The following is a 16,185-nucleotide window of genomic DNA, read 5'->3' on the forward strand; positions in this document are numbered from 1 at the left end:
CCTTTAGTATTGCGAATTAATGAATGTTTTGATATGGGATTAAAACAAAAAACCCCGAAAATCATAAGATTTAAGGGGTTTTGAAGTACTTTAAAAAGTATTTTGCGGAGAAAGAGGGATTCGAACCCCCGGACCTGTTACAGTCAACAGTTTTCAAGACTGCCGCAATCGACCACTCTGCCATTTCTCCAATAAGTTGGTACTACTTCCGTAATGCGGATGCAAATATAGCAACCTTTTTTATTTTCCAAAACCTTTTTTGATAAAAAATAAACTATTTTTTCGATTTTTTTATATCCCTTTCATAATCTATTAGTTACCTAAATGTTTTTTTGATTAATAATTTACATATTCTGTAATTTCTAGACCATAACCAATCATTCCAACGCGTTTTGCTTGGGTAGTGTTTGAAATTAATTTGATTTTTGAGATGTCAATATCATGTAAAATTTGGGCTCCAATACCAAAATCTTTTACATCCATTTTAATTTTTGGTGCTTTTAAAGTTCCTTCCGATTGTAATTGTTTTAGTTCGGTTAATCGATTTAATAAATCGGATGAGTTTACTTCTTGATTGATAAACAATATTGCGCCTTTTCCTTCTTCTTGTATGCGTTTAAACATATCGTCAAGTTTTCGGTCAACATCGTTCGTTAATGTGTTCAAAATATCGTTGTTGGATTGTGTTGAGTTAATTCGAGTAAGAATTGCTTCTCCAGTATTCCAACTGCCTAACGTTAATGCTAAATGGACTTGTTTATTAGTAGTTTGTTGGTATGCTCTTAATCTAAAAGCGCCAAAACGTGTTTGAATTTCAAAGTCTTCTTTTTTGGTAATTAGACTATCGTGTTGCATTCTATATGCTACTAAATCCTCAATGGAAACTAGTTTTAAATCAAATTTTTTAGCTACTTCAACCAATTGTGGTAAACGCGCCATTGAGCCATCTTCGTTCATGATTTCCACAATAACACCTGCGGGTTTAAATCCTGCTAATCGTGCAAAATCAATGGCAGCTTCAGTATGACCTGTTCTTCTTAAAACGCCACCTTGTTTTGCTATTAGCGGAAAAATATGTCCTGGTCGAGCTAAATCATACGGTTTTGTACTTTCATCTATCAATGATAAAACCGTTTTTGCTCTATCGGAAGCCGAAATTCCGGTGGTAACTCCATTACCTTTTAAATCTACAGAAACAGTAAAAGCCGTTTCCATATGATCGGTATTGTTTTTTACCATCGTGTGCAAGTCGAGTTCATTGCAACGTTTTTCAGTTAAAGGTGCACAAATCAATCCGCGACCATGTGTAGCCATGAAATTTATCATTTCGGGTGTTACTTTTTCGGCTGCAGCAAGAAAATCACCTTCGTTTTCTCGATCCTCATCATCAACAACTATAATAACTTTTCCTTGACGAATGTCTTCAATGGCTTCTTCTATAGTGTTGAGTTGTATTTTATTGGTACTCATTAGTTGTTGTTTTCTGTTGTAGTTATTATGGATTTCAGGAAATTTCGGTTGTATAAATAGAAAAAGATATAAAACGGAAATCCTGCAAAAAGTAGTGTCAATAAGTTAATGTCTTGCTTTTTATTTGTTATAAAACTAATTTTAGTAAGTGTAAAATGAGATATCAATATGCTAACAAATAAAAGCAAAGCAGGAACAAATGTATAAAGGTAAGCAATCGTATTTTCGGGTTTGCCTAAGAATGTTACAATTGCAATTAATACAATATTTGAAACCAATGCAATTGTACTGAATAACTTATATTTTTTTGTTAACGGTTCAAGTTCTAAAGAATTAATTTTTGGAACTGAAATTGGTTTGCTTTCTGTTTTTTCTTCTACAAAAGTTTCAATTTCGGTTTCAGTTGCATCAGGTGTTTTGATAGCAATTACTTTTTCTTTTTTTGCAGGAAAGAAAGAAGCTATTTTGGCAATAAAATCAGAGAACCAATCCATTTGAATAGTTGCACCTTTATCATCGGTTGCTCTTTTGGTTAAAAAGATAGCTAACGGTAATAAAAGTAAAGTTGAAAGCCAACAACCTAAAAATGGTGTAATTCCGTTTTCTTGGGCTAATTTTTTCCCAAAAGTATTTACGAAGTGAAAAACAATAAAAATCATTACGGCAAATACAATAGGTAAACCTAAACCACCTTTTCTGATGATTGCTCCAAGTGGTGCGCCGATAAAAAACATTAGAATACACGAAAATGCGACTACAAATTTATCATACAATGCAATCCAGTGCATGTTGATGTTTTTTACTTTATTTTCAAATTCATACTTTGAACCGTCAATTGAAAATAAATTTGCATCTAAATTGCTTGCCGTTACTCTAATTATTTGCTCTTTTTCGCTTTTGTTAAAATTTGAAAGTAATTCTTTTTTGTTAAAATCAAGCGGTTCTTTTGTGGTGTCTTTTACTTTATGTGGTTCTTCTTTTGCAAAAGAAATTCCAGTTCTAGCATTGATATTGTCAACATAAGAAGTTAAGTCCTTTTTATAATTTTTGCTCAAAGAATCAAGTGTATATCGCAGTTCACCAACAGTAAGCATGGTATTGGTATTCGTAATTTGTTCTTCGTCAAGTTTTACATTGTTTAATTTTGATAAATCAATGTTGATTACATAGCGATCAAATTCACTTTTGGCAAATGGAATTTTTTCGCGCTCTTCATATTTTTTAGGAGTAATGTCTTCGTAATAATTTCCGTCTTTTAGAACTAATTTTAAAACATTTGATTTTTCACTACTTACTAATTCGCCCGATTTTGCCTTGATAATAGTAGTGTTTCCTATTCCTAAATTGGATTTTTTATGAATGGTAACTTTGTCTAAATATCTTCCTTCGTCACCCGATTTTTTTTCAACCTTGATAGTATAATTTCCAACTTCACTAAATTGTCCTTCGGCTATTGCCATTGCTGGCTTTACCTGAGCAATATTTCTTCTAAAGTTGATGAATTTATATTCGGCATAAGGAATAACGTTATTAGCAAAAATAAAAGCAACTATACTTAAAAAGAGAATGAAAATCGTTAAAAATTTCATCGAACGTTGCAACGATATTCCCGAAGATTTCATAGCAGCAAATTCATAGTTTTCTGCTAAACTTCCAAAAGTCATGATTGATGCCAATAAAACCGATAATGGTAAAACCAGCGGAACAACTCGCGGCATGGCAAAAGATAAAAATTTGATTACCGAAACGAAATCCAAATCTTTTCCTGCTAGTTCACCAATAAATAACCAAACGGTTTGTAAAATGAATATAAATAAAAGAATGACAAATACTGTCGTAAATGTAGAAACGAATAATTTTAATAAGTACTTGTCAAGTATTTTCACTTGGTTTTAATCTAATTTGTTGATGTAGTAATTAGGGTATTTACTGGCAACAAAGGTAAACTGATTTTTTGATAAGGGCTGATTTGTTTTAAAAGAATTAACAGTCAAAGTAGTTTTTGTGCCATTTTTTCCCATTTCAATCACGTTATAAATGTGCTTTGTTTGCGAATCTATACCTAAAAGGATTTCTTTACGAGCATCTTTTGCATTGGTTGGAACCAATTTTATGTACTGAATTTTTCTTCCTTTTACATCTTGAACAATATCCCAGTAATATTTATATCCGCTATTAAAAAAAGTCAACATTTTGGCTGGAGTTATAGCATTATCGCCTTTTTCCTCAACTCCAGCAATAGTAATTTCTTCATCTTCTGGAACGATGGTGTAATTTTTTTTGCCATCAAAAATTTTGGTAATTCCCATAAAGTTTAAGTAATATTTATTGCCGCTAAGAATAACATTTCCTTTACTTTCTTTGTTGATGTTTTCTTTTCCGTTGTATAATGAATATTTAAAATCTATAACAATATTGTCATACGCTTTTATCTTTGCAGTAACTTGATCCAATAAATCTTTAGCTTTTTTGTCTTGAGCGTTCATCGAAAAGCTCAAAAGAAGTACTAAAACTAATGATATTAAATTTTTCATGGTGCTAATTATTTTGTTCATTGTTTAAAAATTGTTCCAAAGAAGCCAAATCAGAAATGTTTACACTTCGCGCTTTACTTCCTTCAAATGGACCAACAATTCCTGCAGCTTCTAATTGATCAATCAATCTTCCGGCACGATTGTAACCCAGTTTCAATTTTCTTTGCAATAATGATGCCGAACCTTGTTGAGCCGTAACAATTATTTCTGCTGCATCTCTAAATAAGCTATCTCTTTCTGAAATATCTATGTCAAGATTTACGCTACTTCCTTCTTCGCCGACATATTCTGGTAGCAAATAAGCACTTGCATAGGCTTTTTGTGAACCAATATAATCTACAATTTTTTCTACTTCGGGTGTATCTACAAAAGCACACTGCACACGAACTAAGTCATTTCCATTAGAAAATAATAAATCTCCACGTCCAATCAATTGATCTGCGCCACCAGTATCAAGAATGGTTCTTGAATCGATCTTAGAAGTTACTCTAAACGCAATTCTAGCAGGGAAATTGGCTTTTATCATACCCGTAATTACATTAACCGATGGACGTTGCGTTGCAATAATTAAATGTATTCCAATGGCACGAGCTAATTGAGCCAAACGAGCAATTGGTGTTTCCACTTCTTTTCCTGCAGTCATAATTAAGTCGGCAAACTCATCGACAACCAAAACGATATATGGTAAAAAGCGATGTCCGTTTTCTGGATTTAATTTTCTGGTTTTGAACTTTTCGTTGTATTCTTTAATGTTTCGAACCATGGCATCTTTTAACAACGAATAACGATTGTCCATTTCGATACAAAGTGAATTCAGTGTGTTTATTACCTTAGAATTATCAGTGATAATTGCATCTTCAACATCAGGTAATTTTGCTAAATAATGACGCTCAATTTTATTGAATAAAGTAAGCTCAACTTTCTTTGGATCGACCAAAACAAATTTAACTTCGGCTGGATGTTTTTTGTATAAAATAGAAGTCAAAACCGCATTCAATCCAACCGATTTTCCTTGACCAGTTGCTCCGGCCATCAATAAGTGAGGCATTTTAGCTAAATCAACTACAAAAGTTTCGTTGGAAATGGTTTTTCCTAATGCAATTGGCAATTCCATTTCGGCTTCTTGAAATTTAGCCGATGAAATAACTGTTTTCATTGGAACCATCGTTGGATTTTTATTTGGAACTTCAATACCAATCGTTCCTTTTCCTGGAATTGGCGCAATAATACGAATTCCCAAAGCTGCCAATGATAATGCAATATCGTCTTCTAAACTTTTAATTTTTGAAATACGAATTCCGGCATCGGGAACAATTTCATACAGCGTAACCGATGGTCCAACGGTTGCTTTAATTTGAGAAATTGTAATTCCATAGTTTTTTAAAGTTTCAACAATTCGGTTTTTGTTGCTTTCAAGTTCTTCTTGGTTGATTGTAATTCCAACTGATGCATATTCTTTTAATAAATCTATCGTTGGAAACTTATAATTTGATAATTCTAAGGTTGGATCAAATTCTCCAAAATCTGCAACCAGTTTTGAAGCTAGATTTTCCGCGATAACATCTTCATCGGCAGCTTTTTCAATAACAAAATCTTCATCGGTTGATACCGAAATCGGTTCAGTAACTTGTGGATTTTCAACGACCAAAGTTGGAGTTGGAATTGGAGTTATTGGTTTTATTGTTGGTTCGAGATTAATTTCGGAAGCATGTTCAATTGTTGGTTTCAAAGCTTCTTTGTTAATTTCAAAATTGGATGTAATCAATGTTGGCTCAGGAATTTCTTCTTCCTCGATTTCTTCTTTAACGGCAAATTCTTCAAGATTGTATTCTTTTGAAGTAGTTGGAGCAACGACATCTTTGTTATCTGTCATGCTTTTTAAATCATCGCTAATATCTTTTCGTTTTTTCTCAAAAAAGGATTTTATCGAGTCAGGAGAAACTTTGATTTTGAAGACAATGTAAACTATAATTGAGAACGCAACGAGTAAAAGTGTTCCAATTTTTCCAAGATAATCTTGAAAAAACAAGTTCATTTCATAGCCAATTGTTCCACCAAGTTCGGGTAACGATGTGGCAAAAAATCCAAAACAAATAGATAAAATGATGATGGCAAACAAATCCCAAAACCAAGTGTTTTTTAATCTTTTTATGGGTAAATCAAGTAGTAAAAAGGTTCCACTTAAAAAGAATAATTTCACAAAAAGAAAAGATGCAGCACCAAAACCTCTGTATATAAATAAATTAGAAACATAAGCTCCAAATTTTCCTAACCAATTTCCAACAACTTCATTTCGGTCACTTAGATCATTAACAGCACTTTGATCGTTTTGTCCGTGAATGAAAAATGAAATGAAAGAAAGCAGTAAAGCAATTGACGATAATACCAAAACAAATCCCAAAAGAACTTTATATTGCTTTAATCTATTGGAGTTTTTGATTGGGTTTTTATCTTTTGGTTCTGTTGTTTCTTTTTTTACTTGTTTTGCCATTAGTACATTTTAATTGCTATAAAAATAGAAATTTAATTGAGAGTTTACATAAATTTTGGAACATAAATCAATAGTCCAATAGCGATTGCTGCCAAAGCTGCAAATAAAACTGCTCCAGCTGCAATGTCTTTTATGAAACCAATTTTGTTATGAAATTCCGGATGAATGAAATCGGCAATTTTTTCAATGGCTGTGTTTAGACTTTCAATTCCTAGAACTAATCCAAAAGCTAGAATTTGCATCATCCATTCCTCGCGAGAAATTTCAAAAACAAATCCAGCAATGATGAGCAAAAGTGCAATGGTAAATTGAACCATCACGCTATGTTCAGTTGTGATTAGTTTGAATGCGCCTTTGAATGCAAATCCAATACTTTTTAATCTTCCGGTAAAAAAGGAGTTGTCTTTTTCGAATTCCATTGGTATGAAATTATAACGAAGCTAGTGCTAATTCATAATTTGGTTCGTCAGCAATTTCAGGAACTTGTTCAGTATATTTCACAGTTCCGTTTTCGTCTAAAACGATAATTACTCTTGAATGTAAACCTGCTAAAACGCTATCGGTAATTTCTAAACCATAGTCTTTTCCAAAACTTCCTGTTTTAAAATCAGAAAGATTGATTACGTTTTCTAAACCTTCTGCGCCACAAAAACGTTTTTGAGCAAAAGGTAAATCACGAGAAATGCAAAGTACTTTAGTGTTTTCTAAAGCGCTAGCTTTTGCATTAAAAGTTCTAACGGATGTTGCACAAGTTCCAGTATCGATACTTGGAAAAATGTTTAATACCAATTTACTTCCAGCAAAATCTGCCAATGAAGCTATAGATAAATCATTTTTTACTAATTGAAATTCAGGAGCTTTTGTTCCAACTTTTGGTAATTCGCCCGAAGTATTTATTGCGTTTCCGCCTAATGTTATTGCTGCCATTTTGTATAATTTTAAAAGGTCAAAAGTAGGGAATTATTTTGGAAATTTAAAAAGCATATTCTATGTTCCATCTCACAAGAAATGATTGTTAACTCTTAATCTAATTATCTCCGTTTTTTATGTAAAGCATTATAAACAAAAAAGTCCTGATGTTTTCAGGACTTTTATAATTTGTACTTAACTAAACGTGTAACGCTCGATTATCTGTAGCTGCTAAAGCTGCTTCTTTAATTGCTTCTGCAAATGTTGGATGTGCATGAGACATTCTAGAAATATCTTCGGCTGATGCTCTAAATTCCATTGCGGTTACAGCTTCTGCAATTAAATCGGCACAACGAGCACCAATCATGTGAACACCAAGAACTTCGTCAGTTTTAGCATCAGCAAGAATTTTTACAAATCCGTCAGTATCACCACCAGCACGAGCTCTTCCTAGAGCTTTGAAAGGAAAACTTCCTGCTTTATATGCAACTCCAGCTTCTTTTAATTGCTCTTCTGTTTTTCCAACCGCAGCAACTTCTGGCCAAGTGTAAACTACTCCAGGAATTAAATTATAATCGATATGTGGTTTTTGACCAGCCAAAATTTCGGCTACCATTACACCTTCTTCTTCAGCTTTGTGAGCTAGCATTGCACCACGAACTACGTCACCAATTGCATAAATATTTGGAACATTGGTTTGCAAATGATCGTTTACTTCGATTTGACCTCTATCAGTAACTTTCACTCCAGCTTTATCTGCATTTAATCCATCAGTATAAGGACGACGACCAACAGAAACTAGCGAATAATCTCCTTCTAAAGTGATGATTTCTCCTTTTGCATTTTCTGCTTTTACAGTAACCGTTTTTCCTTTTCTGTCAACCGATTGTACTTTGTGTGAAGTATAGAATTTCATTCCTTGCTTTTTCAACACTTTTGTTAATTCTTTAGACAATGCAGCATCCATTCCTGGAATAATTCTGTCCATAAATTCAACGACTGAAACTTGTGCACCAAGACGAAGATATACTTGTCCTAATTCAATTCCGATAACGCCACCACCAATAATTACTAAATGTTTTGGAACTTCTGGTAATTTTAAAGCTTCAGTAGAAGTGATTATTCTTTCTTTGTCTAATTTTATAAATGGTAAGCTTGATGGTTTTGAACCTGTTGCAATAATAATGTTTTTAGCTTCGATAACTTCAGATGAACCGTCGGCTTTTGTAACTTTAACATGAGTTGCATCTTCAAATGAACCAATACCTTCAAAAACAGTGATTTTATTTTTGTCCATTAAAAATTTCACTCCGCCAGATGTTTGGTCAACAACGGCTTGTTTGCGAGCAATCATTTTTTCAAGATTTACTTTTACTTTGCCCGAAACTTCAATTCCGTGATCGGCAAAATGTTGTAATTCTTCGTAATGGTGTGATGATGCTAAAAGAGCTTTTGATGGAATGCAACCTACGTTAAGACACGTTCCGCCAAGTGTTGGATATTTTTCTATGATTGCTGTTTTGAAACCTAATTGGGCACAACGGATTGCTGATACATATCCACCTGGACCAGAACCTATAATGACTACGTCAAATGAACTCATGATATTATTTTTTTGTGTGTTTTATGTGTTTTTTTTATAAAAGTCGTACAAAATTACGAATTCAAATTCAATTTCAATATCAAATTCAAAAATCAATTTCAAGTTCAAAAGTCAATTTCGAAAATCAACTTCAAAATTCAATTTCAACTTCAAAAAATTTAATCCCAATCTTGTGCTACAAAACTTATTTTTTCTCCGTTGTCGGAAGTTAGCGTTAAAAAATTACCTTCTACTTCGTAGTTTTTCATAGAAGGAATTTCATTTAGGAAATCAGTTTCTAGTTTCATATTGTTTTGGCAATACATTCTTGTCGCAATTCCTTGCGAAAAAGTGATTGAACTTCTATCTATTTTATAAGAAAAAGATAAATTATTACAACCCATTTTAGATGTTGCTCTTTCAGGATTTGTCAAGTCTAGAAATGCTTTTTGCTCAACAAAATACTCTTTTTTGTAGTCTTTATATTCAACTAACATCCAAACTCTTTTGATGTTTTGAGCATTCTTTTTACTACTGCAAGATATTGTTACAGTGAAAATTAAGAGAAATAGTGATGACTTTTTCATTTTTTCTTTTTACCACAAATTACACAAAGTTTCACAAATTAATTACATTATTATTTGCAATCTTGTCATTCCGTAGGAATCTAAACTCAATTTTGAGATTCCTACGGAATGACAAAATACTTCAAAATTAAAAGTATTAAACCGTAAATGCCGTTGTGTTTTTTACTTCACCAATCATAAATGTGCTGTGTGTACTTCCAATATGTTGCAAGGTTGTGAGTTTGGTAACCATAAATTCGCGGTATTCTTCCATGTCTTTTACGCAAACTTTTAGAATGTAATCATAATCGCCGCTGACGTGAAAACATTCTAGAACTTCATTGAGTTTTATGACTTCCTTTTCGAATTGATTGATGAACTCTTTAGTATGTTGCAATAATTTTAGATGACAGAAAACTACAAATCCTTTATTGATCTTGTTTCTGTTTAAAAGCGCTACGTATTTATCGATAATTCCTTCGCGCTCTAATTTTTTGATACGTTCATAGACAGCAGTTACAGATAAATTAAGTTTTACGGCTAATGCTGCTGTGGTTTTTTTAGTATCGGATTGAAGTAATTCTAAAAGTTTTTTATCGGTAGCGTCCATGTTTTAAGTTTCGAGTTTTTATAAAAATCTAAAATGTTGCTCAATTGATTTCAAAATTAGTTTTTAAATCTAAATTATTTAATTTTTATAGATTTATTTTCTAATTATTTTATTATATATTGTTTGTAAATCTTATAATTTGTTTTTTTGATGAATGTAATTAGTAACGAAATGTTCCTATCCCGAAGCTTCGGGACAGATAGAAGTGGAAATCCTTTTCTTTTTTTCTTTAAAAAAGAAAAGATTGCAACGGATAGCTGGACACGAGCTCCAAAAAAGCAAACTGGCGAAGCAAATAGCTTCTGAAAAAATAATTTCAAAAATCAATATCAAAAACATAAAAAAATGAAAGACTTTAATCCTGCAGATAAAATACAAGATTTACAATATTTTGGAGAGTTTGGTGGTGTAAATCCATCAATTTCAGATAGTTCTACTTATACTTTTCTTTCGGCAAAAACGATGTTTGATACATTTGAAGGTAATGCCGAAGGTTGCTATTTGTACTCGAGACATTCGTCGCCAAGTAATTTATATTTGGATAAAGCGTTGGCAGCGATGGAAGGAACAGAAACGGCAAATGTTTCAGCTTCGGGAATGGGCGCAATTACGCCAACGTTGTTGCAATTGTGTAATTCTGGTGATCATATTGTTTCTAGCCGAACGATTTATGGCGGAACTTATGCGTTTTTGAAGAATTTCACTCCGAAGTTTGGTATCAAAACATCGTTTGTTGACATTACAAAACTAGATGTTGTGGAAGCTGCAATTACTGATAAAACCAAGGTTTTATATTGTGAAACGGTAAGTAATCCGTTGTTGGAAGTAGCTGATATAACATCGCTTTCAAAGATTGCAAAGAAACATAATTTGAAATTGGTTGTTGATAATACATTTTCGCCATTGAGTGTTGCTCCGGCAAAATTGGGTGCTGATATTGTAATTCACAGTTTAACGAAGTATATCAACGGAAGTAGCGATACGGTTGGTGGCGTGACTTGCGCATCGAGAGAATTTATAAATAGTTTGAAAGATGTGAATTGTGGCGCGAGTATGTTACTTGGACCAACGATGGATAGTTTGCGTAGTGCAAGTGTGATGAAAAACTTGCGAACGTTGCACATCAGAATGAAACAACATAGTCATAATGCAATGTATTTGGCTGAAAAATTTGAAAATGACGGAATAAAAACGGTTTATCCTGGTTTGAAAAGTCATCCAAGTCATGAAATTTATGCTTCGATGATAAATCCTGAATATGGTTTTGGCGGAATGATGACCATTGATGTTGGAAGTTTGGATAAAGCCAACGAGTTGATGGAATTGATGCAGGAACGAAATTTGGGTTATTTAGCCGTGAGTTTAGGATTTTATAAAACGTTATTTTCAGCACCTGGAACTTCTACTTCTAGTGAAATTCCTTTGGAAGAACAAAAAGAAATGGGCTTGACTGATGGTTTAATTCGTTTTTCTATTGGATTGGATAATGATATTGAAAGAACGTATCAATCGATGAAAAGTTGTATGATTGAATTGGGAATTTTAGAAAATGTAATGAATTAAGTTTTAAAAAGTTTATATAAAAAATCCGTTTAATTTCTTAAACGGATTTTTTTATGTCTAAAAATTAGATATTTTTTAATTCAATTTACTGTTTTTATAACTGAAACTAAAATAAATAATCAATCCTATGATAAGCCAGATGGTAAAATAAATCCAGTTCCAAACACTAAGTTCTGCCATCATATACAAACAGCAAACCAATCCAAGTAGCGGAATTAAGGAAAGATTTTGTCTCCAAGACCAAACCGCCAAACCAATTAATGTGAAAAGGAAAATCCACATTGGAATTTTATGTTTGAATAGATCAAATCCGGTTTCATATTTCAATGCATTATCAATCGGTAATGATTCTACAATATTTTTATACACTGTTTCATCTTCAGAAAATTTGCTTAAAACATCTTCTAAATCGGCATTTTGATCTTTAATGAGTTTTTCTTCTTGAAAATGAGCCATAATTTCTTTGGCTTCGGTTTCTTTTAAAGAAGTTACAATTGTAGAAGCGTCGTTGATTTGTTTTTCATTGGTAATGAAATCCATAGTGGCTTTTTTATTTATAGTAAAAGCAAAAAACAATCCGACAATCAACAGTAAAGGAAAAATATATTTAGAGTTTGCATAGGGAATTCTGAATTTTCCTCTCGGAACATCTGGTCGGTTTTGTAATACCAAAACTCCGGCACAAACCAATACAAAAGCAAATAATGTTCCGATACTACATAAGTCGGTTACTATGGTAAGGTTCAGAAATAATGCAGGAACGGCAACAACAAATCCGGTTACAATAGTAGCATAAGAAGGTGTTTTAAATCTTGGATGAACTTTAGAAAATCGTTTTGGTAATAATCCGTCACGACTCATGCTCATCCAAATTCTTGGTTGTCCCATTTGGAAAACTAAAAGCACGCTTGCCATAGCCACAACGGCACTTACAGCAATAATTCCTGACATCCATTTTAAATCAAGTTTATTAAAAACAAACGCCAAAGGATCGCCTACATTCAAGTCTTTATAATTTACCATTCCAGTTAATACCAAAGCAATTGCAATATATAAAATAGTACAAATGACAATTGCCCACATCATACCACGAGGTAAATCACGTTGCGGATTTTTACATTCTTCGGCTGTTGTTGAAATGGCGTCAAATCCGATATAAGCAAAAAATACTGCCGAAACACCTTTTAGAATTCCGTTTACACCGTTTGGAGCAAATGGATTCCAATTGTCAGTATCGACATAAAATATTCCAACAGCAATAACGAGCAAAATCACACAAAGTTTTACAACAACCATTAGGTTACTTGCATTTCGCGATTCTTTCATACCACGATAAACCAAATAAGTGATAATGATAATAATAAGTAAAGCAGGTAAATCAGCCACAAAATGAAAAGAACCAAGAGTAGGCGAGGTTGTCCATGCCGTATAAGCTGCTTTTAAATTGTCTGAAAGATTTTCAAACGATTTTCCACCTTGCATTAGTGCTGTTGCTTCATCAAAACCATTCGAAGCCGTGAGGTAATCCATTTGCATCCATTGAGGAATATGCATGCCGCCACTTTCGAGTAAACCAGTAAAATAATCACTCCACGAAATGGCAACTGTAATATTCCCGACAGCATATTCCATAATCAATGCCCAGCCGATAATCCAAGCGATGATTTCGCCAAAAGCTACATAAGAATAAGTATAAGCACTACCCGAAACAGGAACCATAGAAGCAAATTCGGCGTAAGCAAAAGCGGCAAAACTACAAGCAATTGCAGTGAAAATAAATAGAAAAATAACGCCTGGACCGCCATCAGCACTGGCTTTTCCAATCGTACTGAAAATTCCGGCTCCAATAATTGCTGCAATTCCAAAAGCAGTTAAATCACGAGCGGTTAAATGTTTACCTAAAGCGTGATGACCATCTGCTTCGTTTTTTTCAACTTGTTTGAGAATATCCTGAACCGTTTTTCTTCGGAATAGATTGGAAAACGACATAAATTTTAATTTTAAGGTTTTAGTAAAAACAAATATATAATTTTTAATTTAGGTTTTAATAACCGATGAAGTATAGTTAAAAACTATTACACAATAAAAAACAAATAATAAAAAATGATAATTAAAGCATTTTTAAAGATAAATTTGTTAAAGTCAATAATTTCAATTTCTAATTAATTAACAAACAAAATTATACTTATGGAACATTCAAATGACATTAGCAAATGCCCATTTCATCAAAATCAAAAAGGTTTGAGTGATGGTGTTAAAAATCATGATTGGTGGCCAAAATCACTCAATCTTGATATTCTTCATCAGCACGATACTAAAACAAATCCTTTAGGAAAAGATTTTAATTATGCAGAAGAATTTAAAAAATTAGATTTAGAAGCGCTTAAAACCGATTTAAAAAATCTTATGACTGATAGTCAAGATTGGTGGCCAGCCGATTGGGGACATTATGGTGGATTATTTATTAGAATGGCATGGCATTCTGCTGGAACTTATAGAATTTCTGATGGTCGCGGTGGTTCTGGAACAGGAAATTTGAGATTTGCTCCTTTAAACAGTTGGCCTGATAATGGAAATTTAGATAAAGCACGAAGATTATTATGGCCAATCAAAAAGAAATATGGTAACAAAATTTCTTGGGCAGATTTAATGATTTTAGCTGGAAATATGGCTTACGAATCGATGGGATTAAAAACATTTGGATTCGCTGGTGGTCGTGAAGATATTTGGCATCCTGAAAAAGACATTTATTGGGGAGCAGAAAAAGAATGGTTAGCTAAATCAGGTAGTAAAGGAACAAGATATTCTGGAGAACGAGATTTAGAAAATCCGTTAGCAGCCGTAATGATGGGATTAATTTATGTAAACCCAGAAGGTGTTGATGGACAACCTGACCCATTAAAAACCGCTCATGACGTTCGCGTTACTTTCCAAAGAATGGCAATGAATGATGAAGAAACCGTAGCCTTAACAGCTGGAGGTCACACCGTAGGAAAAGCACATGGAAATGGAGACGCTTCTACTTTAGGTCCAGAACCTGAAGCTGGCGCAATTGAAAATCAAGGTTTTGGTTGGTTAAACCCAAAAGGTGGCGGAGCAAATGCAGTAACAAGCGGATTGGAAGGTGCGTGGACAACTCATCCAACGCGTTGGGATAATGAATATTTTACTTTATTATTAAATCACGATTGGGAATTGAAGAAAAGTCCGGCTGGTGCTTGGCAATGGGAACCAATTAACATCAAAGAAGAAGACAAACCAATCGACGCACATAATCCTTCGGTAAAAAGAAATCCAATCATGACTGATGCAGATATGGCAATGAAAATGGATCCAGCTTACAGAGAAATTTCGGAACGTTTTTATAAAGACCCAGCTTATTTTTCGGAAGTATTTGCAAGAGCTTGGTTCAAATTAACCCATAGAGATTTAGGTCCAAAAGAACGATACCTTGGTGCTGATGTTCCAAACGAAGATTTAATTTGGCAAGATCCAATTCCAACTGTTGATTACACTTTATCAGATGCTGAAATTGAAGAATTAAAATCAAAATTATTAAACAGCGGATTAACAAGAACCGAATTAATCAACACAGCTTGGGATAGTGCAAGAACATTTAGAGGTTCCGATTTTCGTGGTGGTGCAAATGGTTCAAGAATTAGATTAGAACCACAAAAAAATTGGGTTGCTAACGAACCTGAGAGATTGCAAAGAGTTTTATCCAAACTAGCCGAAATTCAAGCAGGTTTAAGCAAAAAAGTAAGTCTTGCCGATTTAATTGTCCTTGGCGGAAGTGCGGCAATCGAAAAAGCCGCACAAGAAGGCGGATTTAACGTAAAAGTTCCTTTCCATGCTGGAAGAGGCGATGCTTCGCAAGAAATGACCGATGCTGAATCGTTTGATGTTTTAGAGCCAACAAACGATGCTTTTAGAAATTTTATGAAAGCTAAATATGTAGTTCAGCCCGAAGAATTAATGTTAGATAAAGCACAACTTCTTGGATTAACCGCTTCAGAAATGACTGTTTTACTTGGCGGAATGCGTGTTCTTGGAACAAACTATAACGGAACAAAACACGGAGTTTTCACTAATAACGAAGGTGTTTTGAGTAACGATTTCTTTGTGAATTTAACCGATATGAACTACAGTTGGAAACCTGCTGGCGACAATCTATATAATATTGTGGACAGAAAATCGGGAGCAACTAAATGGACAGCAACAAGAGTAGATTTGGTTTTTGGTTCTAATTCTGTTTTAAGAGCTTATGCCGAAGTCTATGCTCAAGACGATAACAAGGAAAAATTCGTGAACGATTTTATCAATGTTTGGACAAAAGTCATGAATTTAGACCGATTTGATTTGAAATAAGTTTTTCGCGTTAAATAGTTATATTTTTAAAAACCACTTGAAAAGGTGGTTTTTTTGATTTTATGAAAAAAATATAAAATAAAAATTGCTAT

At 33.4% G+C, this 16,185-nt stretch carries 12 protein-coding genes, 1 tRNA gene and 1 pseudogene; 3 read left to right on the top strand and 11 right to left on the bottom strand.

Annotated features, from left to right (window positions below; all coding sequences use genetic code 11):
- Positions 1-105: 105 nt before the first annotated feature.
- The 10 genes and pseudogenes from G6042_RS04795 to G6042_RS04840 all read right to left on the bottom strand — a co-directional run bounded on the left by G6042_RS04795 (position 106) and on the right by G6042_RS04840 (position 10,162).
- Positions 106-190 (bottom strand) — tRNA-Ser (locus G6042_RS04795).
- A gap of 146 nt (positions 191-336) precedes the next feature.
- Positions 337-1,470 carry a 3,4-dihydroxy-2-butanone-4-phosphate synthase gene (gene ribB, locus G6042_RS04800; protein ID WP_169523172.1) on the bottom strand — a complete coding sequence of 378 codons (1,134 nt, stop codon included), beginning with the start codon at positions 1,468-1,470 and terminating at the stop codon, positions 337-339.
- 434 nt (positions 1,471-1,904) lie between these two features.
- Positions 1,905-3,356 (bottom strand): annotated as a pseudogene (locus G6042_RS04805) (LptF/LptG family permease); the annotation flags it as partial.
- A gap of 6 nt (positions 3,357-3,362) precedes the next feature.
- Positions 3,363-4,004 carry a LolA family protein gene (locus G6042_RS04810; protein ID WP_235933193.1) on the bottom strand — a complete coding sequence of 214 codons (642 nt, stop codon included), beginning with the start codon at positions 4,002-4,004 and terminating at the stop codon, positions 3,363-3,365.
- Between the two features lie 4 nt (positions 4,005-4,008).
- Positions 4,009-6,495: a DNA translocase FtsK gene (locus G6042_RS04815; protein ID WP_169523175.1), complete on the bottom strand. Its 2,487-nt coding sequence runs from the start codon at positions 6,493-6,495 to the stop codon at positions 4,009-4,011.
- Positions 6,496-6,539: 44 nt separating this feature from the next.
- Complete coding sequence (locus G6042_RS04820) at positions 6,540-6,914, bottom strand: diacylglycerol kinase family protein (protein WP_169523176.1); 375 nt, start codon at positions 6,912-6,914, stop codon at positions 6,540-6,542.
- A gap of 10 nt (positions 6,915-6,924) precedes the next feature.
- On the bottom strand, positions 6,925-7,422 hold the full coding sequence (gene tpx / locus G6042_RS04825; RefSeq protein WP_169523177.1) for a thiol peroxidase: 498 nt from the start codon (positions 7,420-7,422) through the stop codon (positions 6,925-6,927).
- A 181-nt stretch (positions 7,423-7,603) separates the two neighbouring features.
- Positions 7,604-9,007, bottom strand: coding sequence for a dihydrolipoyl dehydrogenase (gene lpdA / locus G6042_RS04830; RefSeq protein ID WP_169523178.1), 1,404 nt, complete (start codon positions 9,005-9,007; stop codon positions 7,604-7,606).
- A 158-nt stretch (positions 9,008-9,165) separates the two neighbouring features.
- The gene (locus tag G6042_RS04835) at positions 9,166-9,573 is read right to left on the bottom strand and encodes an META domain-containing protein (protein ID WP_169523179.1); all 408 of its coding nucleotides are present in this window, start codon (positions 9,571-9,573) and stop codon (positions 9,166-9,168) included.
- 136 nt (positions 9,574-9,709) lie between these two features.
- Positions 9,710-10,162 (bottom strand): Lrp/AsnC family transcriptional regulator, encoded by a 453-nt coding sequence (locus G6042_RS04840; RefSeq protein ID WP_169523180.1) that lies wholly within the window; start codon positions 10,160-10,162, stop codon positions 9,710-9,712.
- Positions 10,163-10,312: 150 nt separating this feature from the next.
- Here G6042_RS04840 and G6042_RS04845 point away from each other — a divergent pair, with 150 nt between their 5' ends.
- Both G6042_RS04845 and G6042_RS04850 read left to right on the top strand, forming a co-directional pair.
- The gene (locus G6042_RS04845; protein ID WP_169523181.1) at positions 10,313-10,468 is read left to right on the top strand and encodes a hypothetical protein; all 156 of its coding nucleotides are present in this window, start codon (positions 10,313-10,315) and stop codon (positions 10,466-10,468) included.
- A gap of 39 nt (positions 10,469-10,507) precedes the next feature.
- Entirely contained in the window at positions 10,508-11,725 is a 1,218-nt protein-coding gene (locus G6042_RS04850) for an aminotransferase class I/II-fold pyridoxal phosphate-dependent enzyme (RefSeq protein ID WP_169523182.1), read from the top strand.
- 75 nt (positions 11,726-11,800) lie between these two features.
- Here the strand turns inward: G6042_RS04850 and G6042_RS04855 are convergent, their stop codons facing one another.
- Positions 11,801-13,714, bottom strand: a complete 1,914-nt coding sequence (locus tag G6042_RS04855; protein ID WP_169523183.1) for an amino acid permease — start codon at positions 13,712-13,714, stop codon at positions 11,801-11,803.
- 198 nt (positions 13,715-13,912) lie between these two features.
- Here G6042_RS04855 and katG point away from each other — a divergent pair, with 198 nt between their 5' ends.
- Entirely contained in the window at positions 13,913-16,093 is a 2,181-nt protein-coding gene (katG, locus tag G6042_RS04860) for a catalase/peroxidase HPI (RefSeq protein ID WP_169523184.1), read from the top strand.
- Positions 16,094-16,185 lie beyond the last annotated feature (92 nt).

The sequence above is a fragment of the Flavobacterium solisilvae genome (genome assembly GCF_012911605.1).
In the GTDB taxonomy this organism is placed as follows: domain Bacteria; phylum Bacteroidota; class Bacteroidia; order Flavobacteriales; family Flavobacteriaceae; genus Flavobacterium; species Flavobacterium solisilvae.

Coding starts and splice junctions, on each gene's coding strand:
- ribB (WP_169523172.1), bottom strand. CDS start 1,470: ATGAGTACCAATAAAATACAACTCAACACTATAGAAGAAGCCATTGAA.
- G6042_RS04810 (WP_235933193.1), bottom strand. CDS start 4,004: ATGAAAAATTTAATATCATTAGTTTTAGTACTTCTTTTGAGCTTTTCG.
- G6042_RS04815 (WP_169523175.1), bottom strand. CDS start 6,495: ATGGCAAAACAAGTAAAAAAAGAAACAACAGAACCAAAAGATAAAAAC.
- G6042_RS04820 (WP_169523176.1), bottom strand. CDS start 6,914: ATGGAATTCGAAAAAGACAACTCCTTTTTTACCGGAAGATTAAAAAGT.
- tpx (WP_169523177.1), bottom strand. CDS start 7,422: ATGGCAGCAATAACATTAGGCGGAAACGCAATAAATACTTCGGGCGAA.
- lpdA (WP_169523178.1), bottom strand. CDS start 9,007: ATGAGTTCATTTGACGTAGTCATTATAGGTTCTGGTCCAGGTGGATAT.
- G6042_RS04835 (WP_169523179.1), bottom strand. CDS start 9,573: ATGAAAAAGTCATCACTATTTCTCTTAATTTTCACTGTAACAATATCT.
- G6042_RS04840 (WP_169523180.1), bottom strand. CDS start 10,162: ATGGACGCTACCGATAAAAAACTTTTAGAATTACTTCAATCCGATACT.
- G6042_RS04845 (WP_169523181.1), top strand. CDS start 10,313: ATGAATGTAATTAGTAACGAAATGTTCCTATCCCGAAGCTTCGGGACA.
- G6042_RS04850 (WP_169523182.1), top strand. CDS start 10,508: ATGAAAGACTTTAATCCTGCAGATAAAATACAAGATTTACAATATTTT.
- G6042_RS04855 (WP_169523183.1), bottom strand. CDS start 13,714: ATGTCGTTTTCCAATCTATTCCGAAGAAAAACGGTTCAGGATATTCTC.
- katG (WP_169523184.1), top strand. CDS start 13,913: ATGGAACATTCAAATGACATTAGCAAATGCCCATTTCATCAAAATCAA.